Consider the following 12,341-nt stretch of genomic DNA (forward strand, 5'->3'; position numbering starts at 1 on the left):
CCGGATCGCGCCGGTTCGCCACGGCAATTTCGTCCCTGGGCAACGCTGGATTGGCTAGTCTCTACGCACGTCCCGCCCGCCCAGGCAGACGCCCACGTAATCGGCGACCATCCTCTCCAGCGAGAACCGCTCCCGCGCGCGCTCCCACCCCGCCGCGCCCATGCGCGCCCGCCGCGCCGGATCGGCGCCCAGCTCCACGAGCGCCGCGGCGAGCGCCTCGGCGTCGCCCGGCGCCACCAGCCGGCCCGTCACGCCGTCGTCCACCTGCTCGGACATGCCGCCGACCGCCGTGGCCACCACCGGCAGCCCCTCGGCCATCGCCTCCAGCGACGCGTTCGGACACCCGGCGGGCTCGGCGATCAGCGCGAACACGTCGAGCTCGCGCAGGAACGCGCGCGTGTCGGCGAGCTCACCGACCCACTCGACCGACAGCCCCGCCGCCATCCGCCGCAGCTCCTCGGCGTGCGCCTCGGCGCCGCGCTCCACGCCGCCCGCGATGCGCAGCACGTACGGCGGCATGCGCGGCGCCGCGAGGCGCAGCGCGGCGAGGAGCTCGTCGAGCTTCTTGTGCGGGTGGATCCGCGCCGCCGTCCCGATCGCGAGCAACCCGCGCTCGCCGCCGGACCCGCGCGGCTCGGGCTGCGTCGAGCGCGGCGCCGCAACCGGGCGCGGGCCGAGCGCCACGCCGTTCGGCACCACATGCGCCGGCGCCCCGAGCACCTCGGCGGCGAGCGCCGCCTCGGCCCCGTACTTGACGATCACCCCCGCAAGACGAGCTCCATAGTCGCGCGGCGCGCTGTACGGCAGCCCGCGGCGCGGCGACGCGAAATACCGGCGCAGCGAGGCGAAGTACATCTCGCCCGGGCTGATGTCGAAGAGCGGGACGTCGAGCAGCCCGTCGGCCAGGAGCACCTTGTGCTCGGCGATCACGTTCCACATCAGCACGGCCTCCGGCGGGTCCTCCTCGATCGCGCGCAGCAGGCGCTCCACCGCCTCTGCAGGCTCGATGTCGGCCGGCGGCGGCACCGCCAGCACCGGGATGCCCGCGGCCTCGAGCGCGCGCCGCCCCGGCGTCGGGTACTCCGGCTGCTCCTCGATCACGGCCGCCCGGCCGCGCACGCCGGCCGCCGCGAGGCCGAGCAGCAGCCGGCGCGCGCTCGACTGGGCCCCGCCCATCGAGAAGTTGTTCGTGACGAGGAGCAGCCCGTCGCCCCGCCGCACGCCGCGGTTCCGCGCGATCGCCCGCGGGTAGAGCCGCGCATACCCCTCGGCCATCCGCGCGAGGCTGAAGTGCCGCGCCACGACCTCCCGGCCGCTCGTCGACCCGTCGCCCGCGTCGCCCGCGGCGCCGGCGCGCGCCGCCGCCACGATCGCCCCGGCGAACCGCTCGGGCGCGGCGTCGAGCGGCAGGTGGACCATCGCCGGCGTCTCGGCCGCGATCTCCGCGGTGCCGCCGGCGCCGGTCGCGACGACCGGGAGGCCCGCGGCGAGCGCCTCCAGGTGCGCGAGGCTCAGCCCCTCGTGGGCGCTCGGCGACACGAGGACGTCGGCCGCCGCGAGCAGCCCGGCGACGTCGCCGACCGCGCCCGCGAAGCGCACCTCGGCGCGCAGGCCGAGCCGGTCGACCTCGCGCCGGATCTCCGCCTCCGCGGCCAGCGCCTGCTCGCTGCCCGGCGAGGCGCTCCCGGCGATGACGAGCCGAGCCGCCCGCGGATCGCCGGCCGCCGCCAGCGCGGCCCGCGTGGCCTCGAGGATTCCAGGCAGCAGGTGCAGCCGCTTCTGCGGCCGCGGGTTCGCCACGGCGAGCAGGACGAGGTCGCCCGGCGCGATCTCGAGGCGCCTCCGCCAGGCCGCAGCCTCCGCCGACCGGGATCGGCGCACCGCCTCCCCCGACCCGGACCGGTGCGCCTCCGCCGCCTCGGCCCGGCGCGCCGCCTCCGCAGGCGCGAGGTCGATGCCGTTCCAGACCGTGCGCGCCGGGATCGGCAGCGCGCGCTCCGCGAGCTCCGCCTCGACCGCGCGCGCGCACGCAACGAGCAGCGTGGCGCCCTCCGGAGCGAGGCGATCGAGCCCTGCCGGCCAGCCTGCGGCCACGTTGTGCACCGTGACGAGCGGGCGGTACCCGCGCGCGGACAGGCGCGCGAGATCCTCGGCGTCGAACAGGTGCGCGTGCGCGAGATCCGCGCCCCACGCGGCGAGCCCCCTGGCGAGCGCGTCGAAGCGCGCCTCCCTGTCGCCGCGCGCATCGGACAGATCGAGCGCCCCCGGCGGCGCGGCGAACGTGGCGCGGGTCGGCCGGTACACCGCGCAGAGGAGCGAGCGCACGCCGCGCCGCGGCAGCTCCCTCGCGAGGTCGATCGCGATCCGCTCGGCGCCCCCCTGCTGCAGGCTGGTCACCACCTGCGCGACCCGCGGCGCCGCGTCGTCGCACACGTCGAGCGGCGCGTGCCGCACCACGCGCGCCCGCCGCGCCCCGAGCTCGCCCTGGAGCGCGGCGTCGAGCGGCTCGCCCGCGCCGAGCCGCGCCGCGACGCCCGCGGCGAGCGCCCCGTCGAGGTACACGCTCGCCGCGCGGGGCAGCCCCGGAGCGCGGCGGGCGCGCGCGGCGCGGCTCAGCTCGCCGCCCGTGGCGCGCAGCAGCTCGGCCCACGCCGTGACGTCCGGCTCGGGCACGGAGGGCGCGGCGAGGTCGATCGGCGCGAGGACGGCGCCGAGCGCGCAGAGCGGCAGCCCGGTGTCGCTCGGCGGCGGGAACGGGTCCGGCTCGATCGCCGCGGAGGGCGCAGGCCAGGCGCCCCCGCGCACGAGCCACACCGGCCCCGCCGCGAGCGCCTCCGCCGCGGCCGCGAGCGGCGCCGCCGTGAGATCGACCGGCGCGAGCCCGGCGAGCCGGAGCGCGCGCAGCGTGCGGCCGGCGCGGGCGCGGTGCGCGGGCGCTTCGGCGAAGACGGCGCAGAGGGGGCGGCGCACGCGGGAGCTGCGGAACATGCGAAGCATGCGAGAGAGAGCGGCGCGGCTCAGTAGGCCGACGGATAGCCGCGGAACGGCGCGGCGACGGCCACGTCCGGCGCGCTCGAGATCCGGTCCCTCGAGCGTCGACCCGCGGCCCCCGCGGCGGCCGCGCGCGGCGCGGCGGACGGCGCCGCGGCCCACCCGGCCGCGCGCGGAGCGGCCCACGCGGCCGCGCCGATCTGCTCCACCTCCACGGCGGACGGGACGCCGCCCGTGTAGACGAACTGCCCGCGCGGCCCCGGCTCGATCGGGACCGACGCGCGCCGGATCGCGCCCTTCACGAGGCAGCGGTAGTGGAGCATCGACCCGTGCAGGTGCGGGGGCGCGTGCAGCCAGAAGCCGTCGCCCTGCGGCCGGAACGTCACGCCGGGCGGCGCCCCGGCCATGGGCCTGCGTCCGACCGCGCGGTGCACGAGCAGGCCGATGAGGCCGATGACGGCGCTGGCCAGGACGAGGCCGCCGCCGACGAACCCCACCGTCGCCGCGGTCGACCAGGAGCTCGAGCGCGGCGCCTGCGCGGTCGCCGCCGGCGGCGGGGTCGGCGAAGGCGCCGCGGCAGGGGCGCTCGCCGAGAGCGCGGCGATCACGCGGAAGCCGTTGTCCGCGTTGCGGCTACCGGGGTCGTTGCGGTACCGCGCCGCGGCGCGCAGGTGCTTCGCGTCCTTGAGCCACGACCCGCCGCGCAGCACGCGCCGGGGCTTGTCGCCGGCCGGGGGCGCCGCCTGCTCGGGATCGGCCGCCGGTCCGGGCGCATAGGGCCCGTACCAGTCGCGACACCACTCGTAGACATTGCCGCTCATGTCGTGCAGGCCGAAGGCGTTCGGCTGCTTCTGCCCGACAGGCCTCGTCCCGCTCCCCGCGTTGCCCTTGAACCACCCGATGGCGGCCGCGGCGCTGTCGGCGTCGCCCGCATAGAACCGCGTCTGGGTCCCCGCGCGGTCGGCGTACTCCCATTGCGCCTCGGTCGGCAGGTCGAAGGCGCGGCCGGTCTTCTGCGTCAGCCAGCGGGTGAACTCGTCCGCGTCCTTGAAGGTCACCAGCGTCACCGGGTGCAGATCGGTCTGCGGGAAACCGGGAGTCCTCCAGGTGAACTCCTTGCGCTGCGAGAGGCCCTTGCCGTCGAACCCGAACCCGCCGGAGGCGCCGACCTCGGCCTCCGTGCGGTAGCCGGTCTCCGCGGCGAAGCGCCCGAACTGCCCGACCGTGACCGGAAACTTCCCCAGGTAGAAGTCGCGGCCAAGGGTCACGTCCCGGACCGCCTCGTCGTCGCCGCGCCCGGCCTCCGCGGGCGGCGAGCCCTGACGGAAGCGCCCCCCCTTCACCAGCACGAGCTCGAGCTGCACCCCCCCGAGGTCGATCGCGACGGCGGGCGCCGGATCCGCGGCCTGCGCCGAGTCCGGGGCGAGGAGGGCGACGGCCGCCCCGAGGACGATCGCAGGAAGGACGCGGCATGCGGTGGCGCGAGGCTGCACGGGCCCACGCTACCAGAGAGCGCGGCCGAGGTGCGCTCGCAGCGGCCCGAGCGGCGCAGCCGACCGAGCGGCGGAGGGCGCCCGGAGCGCCCTCGCCCCGCCGGAAGAGCGGGCGCGCCGGCGCGCGCCCCTACCTCGCTACCTCGCGTCCTGCCCGCGACATCACGCTTATCAAAGTGTCTTTACAGTTCTTCACTCAACACATGATCTGACCGGCACCAGCGCGAAAACAGCTACAAAACAGCCCTCCAACGCCGCTCCGGGTGACCCATCGGGGCCGGGATCGAGGCTCGACAGGCGCTCGTCCGCATGGCATCCAGCGAGGCTCGACGCCGGACTCAACCGCGGTCGAGCGCGCCCTGGTCACAACTCACAGCGAAGCGAAAGGATGTACGCACTGTCGGCCGAGGCGTTCGATGGTCCATGGCACGCGGACGAGCGCTGGGCGCGGGGCTCGTCCTCCGGCGCAGAGGACGTCGACTCCTTGCTGCGCGGCAGCGAGGACAGTGGGGAGCTTGGCGCGGCGCCGGGCGTATGTGTCGACATGAGGAGCGGTACGATCACCGATCCCCGCGCATCCGCGTTTGATCGGCGGCAGGGCGCCGACAAGGACATTGCTTTCGGCGGCGGCAATCCCTATTGCATCGGGGCGACGCTGGCTCGCCTCGAGGTGCGGCTCGCCATCGACACGCTGCTCGACCGCTCTCCGAGCTGGGGCTCGCTGGACCGGCCGAGCGAGCGCGGCCGCCCTCGATCCTGGAGATGACTTCATGATGCGTCCGACTCCGCCCTCGATGGGATGAGGTCGGCCGCGGACATGCCGGCGCGGACAAGCCGGCGTCGATCGATTTCCCCGGGTGCGCGCCCCTCCGCGGGCCCCCGGGAGCCATGTGCGCGCGACCCGAACGGCGCGCGCGAGATGCGATACCAACACACGGCAGGGATCAACGCATGCGAACAACGACCTCACTCATCGCTCTCCTCGGCGCAGTCGCGCTCTTCGGCTGTTCTTCCTCGGACACCAACCCTCAACCCTCCGAGGACGAGCTTCTGGCGCCGCCGGCCGAGGGCGCCGGCGTGCAGTATCGGATGGTCTCCACGCTCCAGCCGGGGCAGGAGATCGAGCGCTGCCAGCTCTTCGTCGCGCCGCCGGAGGGGCTCAACGTCAACCGGGAGATGGTGCGGTACTCCGGCGGGAGCCACCATGTGCTCCTGTACGCGACGCCCTACACGTCGATCCCGACCGAGACGCGCCGGGGCGTCGCCCTGGACGCGAGCCAGGTCCACGACTGCAACGACGGCCCCCAGGCCGACTGGGACGCCACGGGCGTGGTCGCCGGCTCCCAGTCGCCCGACGGCAACTCCTTCCTGGGCGAGCTCCCGGAGGGCGTGGCGCTCAAGGTCGCGCCGGGCACGGTGCTCCTCATGAACACCCATTACGTGAACGCGTCGCCCGAGGCCATCGAGACCGACGCGCGCATCAACCTCTACACGATCGCGGACGACGAGGTGAAGGTCGAGGCGGGCATGCTCTTCCATTACAACCCCTTCATCAGCGTGCCAGCGCACGGAAAGTCCACGGCGCGCATGCGTTGCGTCACCGAGAACGACATCTCGGTGGTGAGGATCCAGTCGCACATGCACCGCCGCGGCGTCGGCTACGTCGCGCACAAGGTCGGTCTCGACGGCACGATGAGGGAGCTCTATGCCCACGACAGGTGGGAGGGGGTCCCGTCCGAGGAGTTCTCGCCGTTCCTCGAGGTCAAGGCGGGAGAGTCCCTGGACTACCGCTGCGAGTTCAACAACGTCGAGGATCGCAACATCGCGCAGGGCCTGACCAGCCGCGACGAGATGTGCATGCTGATCGGGCCGTACTTCCCGCGCTCCCCGGCCTACGAGAACTGCGACACCGCGGAGGGCCTGATCGCGGCGACGTGGTACGGCGACGGGAAGACCACGTGCGCCGAGGCGTTCGAGTGCCTCGGCAACGCCCAGGATGACGCCGCGGTCTACGGCTGCGTGGTGAACAGCTGCGAGAGCGTCGGGCCCCAGCTCTCGGCGGCGCTCGCCTGCCAGATGACGGGAGGGAACGGCGCCTGCATCGAGGCGTGCAGCGGCGAGGACGCCGAGGCCTGCAACACGTGCGTGGGCGAGGCGTGCGCCGCGGAGATGGAGACCTGCCAGACCGCGACGTGCGACTGACGTCGCGATGACAGGCGCCGCGGGGCGGCCCTGCGCCACCCCGCGGTGATCCTCCCGCTCCCAGGGGTGATCCTCCCGCTCCCGGGGGTGATCCTCCCGCTCCCGGGGGTGATCCTCCCGCTCCCGGGGGTGATCCTCCCGCTCCCGGGGGTGATCCTCTCGCTCCCGGGGGCGATCCTCCCGCTCCCGTGCCGCCAGCTCAGGGAGCCGCCAGGAGCTGGGCCGCGAGCTGGATCCCCAGCTCCTCGGCCTTCGCGTGGTCCTCGACAGGATCCACGACCGCACGCGGCCCCGCGAACGCGATGTAAGTGACGCCGCTCTCCACCCCGGCGCCCGGCCGCTCGATGCCTATGGCCTTCGCCATCGCGTACGATCCCATCCCGATCGTATCGCACTCCCCGGTATCGCCGAGGATGCCATAAGCGACCGTGTCGCCGCGGATGACCGCCACCACGGCCCCCAGCTCGACACCGGCATCCTTGTGATTCCACGCCACCGCGTCGCATTCGTCGGGCCAGCTGTTGGGGGCGACGACGAACGGGAGATGGACCGAGTCGAGCGCGTTTCCCTGCGAGTCGGCCAGCGCCGTGTGAGCAGTCGACGAGGGACACTCGGAGGACTCATGGGATAGACCGTCGCAGTCGATCCCCATCCCGGCTTGCCAGAAGAACGCCCCGTTCAGCCCGCAGACAGGGATGCCGGGCTCCGCGTTGCCGTCAAACGCGTTCCTGAAGAGCCCCGACGAGGCCGGGCGGCACGACGCCGTGAGCGCGAGCAGCTCCGCCGCCGTCGGAGGATCCGGCGCCTGACCCCCGCCGGCTCCGCCCACGCCGGCGCCCCCCTCGCCGGCGCCGCCGCCGCTGCCCCCGTCCCCTCCCCCGCCTGTGCCGCCCTCGCCACCGCCCCCCTCACCGGCGCCAGCGCCTCCCTCGCTTGCGCCGCTCCCGCCTGTGCTGCCGCCGCCGGCGCCGCTCCCGCCTGCGCCTCCCTGGCCGACGCCTCCCTGACCTGCGCCTCCCCCGCCCTGGCCGGCGCCGAACTCGAGATCGCCGACCCCGGAGAGGCTCGTGCACGCGCTGCCGCCGGAGAGCGCCAGGGCCGCGAGCGCTCCCCCGAGCCACGCCCTCCTCGCGCGTGGCGCCAGCGCTCGCATCAGAACTTCCCCTGGAGCTCGATCCGCCCGAGGCCCACCCCGGCGCTCCAGACCACGCCGCGCGGCGCTCGCGGCGGCGCGCCAGCGGCCTCGGACGCGCTGCCGCCGCCGGGCCGGACCACGAGCAGCACGACGCCCGCCGCGGCCGCCGCCGCGCCCACGACGAAGCTCACGGTGGACACATGGCCCAGCGTGGCCGCTGAATCGGCGTCGCCTTGCAGCTCGGCCGGGCAGCGCCGGCCCTCACAGCGCGACCTGATGTCCGAGACCTGCGACAGCGACATGAGGCCGGTCACGGCGCCGACGCCGATGCCCACCGCCCCGAGCCCGAACGCGACGCCGGCGGGGACCAGCGAGCCGCCGCCCTCCGCCCCGGCCGGCGCCGCGGGCTCGGCGCGAGGGGGCGCCTTCACCGCGGCCGCGTCCAGCGCGGCGCGCACACCCGCGAGCTCGGTCTCGGCGTCCTTCCGCGCCTCGAGGAACGCCGTCGGCGGATCCTCCGGGAGCGGCTCGCCGAGGACCTGCTCGTACAGGTCGCGCGCGGCCTCCAGGCGGCCGAGCTTGCGCTGGCACCGCGCCATGTAGAGCACCAGCGTCGGCGCATGAAAGAGGCGATCCGCCTCCTGGAAGACGTCGAACGCCTCCTGCCAGCGGTCCGCGCCGTACAGCTTGAGCCCCTCGTGCGCCTTGGTCCGGGCGGCCTGCTGCGCCTCGGCCGAGGCGCCGTCCGGCGGAGGCGCCCCGAGCGCCGGCACGGCAGCCAGCAACGTCACAACGAACGCACACCGGCGAAGACAGTTCGAGAGCATCATCATCCTTGTCCGTCAGAAGCGATCAGAAACTGGAGCAGAAGCCGGAGAGGGCGCCGCGGCCGTCGCCTTCTTCACGGCCCCGCGCGCCCGCGCACGCCGCCTCGCCGCGGCGGCCGACACCTTAAGGGGAAGAGCGCACCACCGTCCAGCGACGACTCGGACGACTCGGATGGCGAGCGCCGTGATCTCCCAGGATCCCCGGCGCGCCCGCCGCCCGCCCGGCGAGGTCACCGCGGCGCCGGCCGGCGACCGCGCGCGCCGCGCCGGTCCATGGCAAACGAGCGAAACGAGCGGACCGACGACGACGCCGCGTCGAAACGGATTCGATACATGGCGCATGTTACGGCTTCATGCATGACTTGCCCCCTCAAACGCTCGGATGAACTGGCGGCGCGAGCTCGATTGAGGCTCGACAATGTCCTGACGGATGAGCGGTCGCTCGTGGACCTGCTCCGGGTGGTCACCGTCGACGTCCACGAGGCTGCGAGCGTCGAAGAGGCGCTGCATCGCACCATCACGCACATCTGCAATCACCTCGGCTGGCCGGTCGGGCATGCGTACGTGCCGGCCGCGGACGATCCGTCTCTGCTCCTTCCCACGGCGCTCTGGCACCTGAACGATGAAGCAAAGTTCGCGACGTTCAAGGCTGTCACGGAAGCGACACAGTTCACCGCGGGGCTCGGTCTTCCCGGGAGGGTGCTCGCCTCGAAGCAGCCGGCGTGGGTGCGCAACGTCACGGTGGACGCCAATTTCCCGCGCGCCCGGCTCGCGAGGAACCTGGGCGTGAAGGCGGGGTTCGCGTTCCCCGTGGTCGTCGGCGCGGACGTCGTGGCCGTGCTGGAGTTCTTCTCCGACGCCGAGCACGCGGACGACGGGAAGTTCACGGCGACCATCGGCCGCATCGCGCGGCAGCTCGGCCGCATCTTCGAGCGCAAGCACGGGCAGGAGATGCTGAGCAGGGAGCGGGACTTCATGGCGGCCGTCATGGATCTCGTCGACGGCCTCATCGTGGTGCTCGACGCGCGCGGCCGCATCGTCCGCATGAACAGCGCCGCCGAGCAGGCGCTCGGGAGCGCGCGGGGGCTCCGGGAGGCCCGGTTCCTCTGGGATCTCACGCCCGATCCGCGCGCGTCGGCGCAGCTCAAAGGCCTCTTCGAGCAGCTCGGCGCGGGCGAGTCGAAGAGGCAGGTGGAGGTGCCGTGGACCGCTGCAGACGGCGCCCGCCGGGTGACGGCGTGGTCGGGCGCCGTCCTGCGCGGCAGGGACGAGAGGGTCCGGTTCGTCATCATGACCGGCATCGATCTGACGGAGCGCAAGCGCGCCGAGGAGGAGCGCGCGCGGCTGCAGGAGGAGGTGATCAAGGCCCAGGACGCCGCGCTGGCGAAGCTGTCCGTGCCCCTCATCCCCATCCGCGACGACGTGGTGGTCGTGCCGCTCATCGGCCCGCTCGAGGCCGGGCGGGCGCGCCGCATGATCGAGGCGCTGTCGCGCGGCATCGCGGACCGCCGCACGCGGATCGCCATCATCGACCTGACCGGCGTGGACGAGATCGATCCGCCGGCGATGGAGGCGCTGCTCGACGCGGTGCGGGTCGCGGGCCTCCTCGGCGCGCGGGTGGTCCTCACGGGGATCCGCCCCGAGGTCGCCCAGCGCCTCGCCGAGCGCGGCGCGGACATGGGCCGCTGCGCGGTGAAGAGCTCCCTCCAGAGCGGGATCGCGTTCGCGATGGCGAGCCGCTGAGCCGCCGAGGCGACCAGCGCGCCCGACGTCGGGTGTCGTCCGTCCGTGACCGGAACGGCATCATCACTGCATGGAACAGGGACGAACGCGACACCGCCGCGCCCTCGTTCCGTGCTGTAATGAGATGCTCCTGACAAACCCCCTCGTCTTGCTCGCATTTTCAGAGGAGAATTCAACAGGGAGGCGGGGAGACGGGGAGATCGGTGGTATTTCACTCCCCGCCTCCCCGACTCCCTGTGAATCTTCCCGGGAAATTCGAGGGGATGCTTCAGGAGACGATCCCCAGAAAGGCCTGGTGCAGCGCTATGCGATCGACGACTTCCCTCTTGAAGCGATGCTCATGGGTTCGGCTGACTCTGCTCGCCTCGGCGCTCGCCATGGCCGCGTGCGCGGCCGATCTGCCGCTCGACGTGGACGAGGGCGCGGAGGCGGAGCTCCTCGGCGAGCACAGCGACGCGCTGTCGACGCGCGTCCGGCTCATGGCCGCCAACATCACGAGCGGCAACTACCAGAGCTACGATCCCGGGCACGGCGAGCGCATCCTGCGGGGAATCAAGCCAGATATCGCCCTGCTGCAAGAGTTCAACTACGGCGGCAACACCACCTCCGAGCTCCGCTCCTTCGTGGACGCGGCGTTCGGGGCCGGGTTCAGCTACTACCGCGAGAGCGGGGCGCAGATCCCGAACGGGATCGTGAGCCGGTGGCCGATCGTGGCGTCCGGCGAGTGGGACGACACGTCGGTGAGCAACCGGGACTTCGCGTGGGCGCGCATCGATATCCCCGGCCCCGGCCACGTGTTCGCGATCAGCGTCCACCTCCTGACGTCCAGCGCGGGGGCGCGCGATACGGAGGCGCGGAACCTCGTCTCGTTCATCGAGGCGAACGTGGCCCAGGGCGATTACCTGGTCATCGGCGGCGACTTCAACACGGCGAGCCGGACCGAGGCGTGCGTCTCGAGCCTCTCGGACGTCGTCGTCACGGCCGGGCCCTATCCCGCCGACCGGAACGGGAACGCGAACACCAACGCCGGCAGGACGAAGCCCTATGACTGGGTGCTCGTCGACGGCGACCTGGAGGCGTACGAGACGGCCGTCGTGATCGGCGGGAGCAGCTTCGCGAACGGCCTGGTGGCAGACACGCGTGTCTACTCGCCGCTCTCCGAGATCAGCCCCGCGCTCTCGTCGGACAGCGGCGCCCCGAACATGCAGCACATGGGCGTCGTGCGCGACTTCCTGGTCCCCGACGGCGGCGGCGGAGCCGGCGGCAGCGGCGGAGCCGGCGGCAGCGGCGGAGCCGGCGGCAGCGGCGGGACCGGCGGCAGCGGCGGGACCGGCGGCAGCGGCGGGACCGGCGGCAGCGGCGGGGGCACGGGCACCGCCGCCGTGATCATCAACGAGGTCCTCGCGAACGAGCCGGGCAGCAACACGGCCGGCGAGTTCGTGGAGATCGTCAATGTCGGCACGGCCGCGGCGGCCCTCGCCGGCTGGACGCTCTCCGACGGCACGTCGACGCGGCACACCTTCCCGACCGGCGCATCGCTCGCGCCCTGGACGGCCATCGTGGTGGTTGGCGGCGCCTCCGCCGTGCCGAGCGGCAGCGGGGCCGTCGCCGCGTCCACGGGGTCGTTGAACCTCGGCAACAGCGGAGACAAGGTCACGCTGAAAAACGCCTCGAGCGCGACCGTGGACACCGTCACCTACGCGAGCGGGCTCGCGGCGCAGGACGGCGTCTCGATGAACCGCAGCCCCGACGCCTCCCCGGGAGCGCAATTCGCCCTGCACAGCGCCCTTGGCGCGAGCGCCTCTCCGGGCCGTCGCGCGAACGGCTCGGCGTTCTGAGGCGCCGCCCGGACGAGCGTGGATTGCCCCGCTGGCCCCGGGTCGCCATGACCCGAGGCCGCCCCTGAACCAGCATTTGCAGAGGAGTCGATCGGGCTGGTCCCGCAGAGCG

Annotated in this window: 8 protein-coding genes; 4 read left to right on the forward strand and 4 right to left on the reverse strand. The window is 73.8% G+C overall.

What is annotated here, in order from left to right:
* Positions 1–54 precede the first annotated feature (54 nt).
* Positions 55–2,988 carry a glycosyltransferase gene (locus WMF11_RS37390; protein WP_437974160.1) on the reverse strand — a complete coding sequence of 978 codons (2,934 nt, stop codon included), beginning with the start codon at positions 2,986–2,988 and terminating at the stop codon, positions 55–57.
* 29 nt (positions 2,989–3,017) lie between these two features.
* On the reverse strand, positions 3,018–4,484 hold the full coding sequence (locus WMF11_RS37395) for a formylglycine-generating enzyme family protein (protein WP_437974161.1): 1,467 nt from the start codon (positions 4,482–4,484) through the stop codon (positions 3,018–3,020).
* A 388-nt stretch (positions 4,485–4,872) separates the two neighbouring features.
* On the opposite strand from WMF11_RS37395, the gene WMF11_RS37400 reads away from it, so the two are divergent.
* A complete protein-coding gene (locus tag WMF11_RS37400) occupies positions 4,873–5,250 on the forward strand; it encodes a hypothetical protein (protein WP_437974162.1) in 378 nt (125 codons plus the stop codon).
* 185 nt (positions 5,251–5,435) lie between these two features.
* Complete coding sequence (locus WMF11_RS37405) at positions 5,436–6,686, forward strand: hypothetical protein (protein ID WP_437974163.1); 1,251 nt, start codon at positions 5,436–5,438, stop codon at positions 6,684–6,686.
* A 199-nt stretch (positions 6,687–6,885) separates the two neighbouring features.
* On the opposite strand, the gene WMF11_RS37410 is transcribed toward WMF11_RS37405, so the two are convergent.
* Together WMF11_RS37410 and WMF11_RS37415 are read right to left on the reverse strand one after the other, a co-directional pair.
* On the reverse strand, positions 6,886–7,839 hold the full coding sequence (locus tag WMF11_RS37410) for a glycoside hydrolase family 75 protein (RefSeq protein WP_437903961.1): 954 nt from the start codon (positions 7,837–7,839) through the stop codon (positions 6,886–6,888).
* Complete coding sequence (locus WMF11_RS37415) at positions 7,839–8,612, reverse strand: tetratricopeptide repeat protein (protein ID WP_437974164.1); 774 nt, start codon at positions 8,610–8,612, stop codon at positions 7,839–7,841. The genes WMF11_RS37410 and WMF11_RS37415 overlap by 1 nt, the downstream gene beginning before the upstream one ends.
* Positions 8,613–9,092: 480 nt before the next feature.
* Here WMF11_RS37415 and WMF11_RS37420 point away from each other — a divergent pair, with 480 nt between their 5' ends.
* Together WMF11_RS37420 and WMF11_RS37425 are read left to right on the forward strand one after the other, a co-directional pair.
* Positions 9,093–10,391 (forward strand): STAS domain-containing protein, encoded by a 1,299-nt coding sequence (locus WMF11_RS37420; protein ID WP_437974165.1) that lies wholly within the window; start codon positions 9,093–9,095, stop codon positions 10,389–10,391.
* Positions 10,392–10,717: 326 nt separating this feature from the next.
* Positions 10,718–12,229, forward strand: coding sequence for a lamin tail domain-containing protein (locus tag WMF11_RS37425; RefSeq protein ID WP_437974166.1), 1,512 nt, complete (start codon positions 10,718–10,720; stop codon positions 12,227–12,229).
* Positions 12,230–12,341: the final 112 nt, after the last annotated feature.

This window comes from Sorangium sp. So ce295 (assembly GCF_051527405.1).
Lineage (GTDB): Bacteria > Myxococcota_A > Polyangia > Polyangiales > Polyangiaceae > Sorangium > Sorangium cellulosum_B.

Coding starts and splice junctions, on each gene's coding strand:
- WMF11_RS37390 (WP_437974160.1), bottom strand. CDS start 2,988: ATGTTCCGCAGCTCCCGCGTGCGCCGCCCCCTCTGCGCCGTCTTCGCC.
- WMF11_RS37405 (WP_437974163.1), top strand. CDS start 5,436: ATGCGAACAACGACCTCACTCATCGCTCTCCTCGGCGCAGTCGCGCTC.
- WMF11_RS37400 (WP_437974162.1), top strand. CDS start 4,873: ATGTACGCACTGTCGGCCGAGGCGTTCGATGGTCCATGGCACGCGGAC.
- WMF11_RS37410 (WP_437903961.1), bottom strand. CDS start 7,839: ATGCGAGCGCTGGCGCCACGCGCGAGGAGGGCGTGGCTCGGGGGAGCG.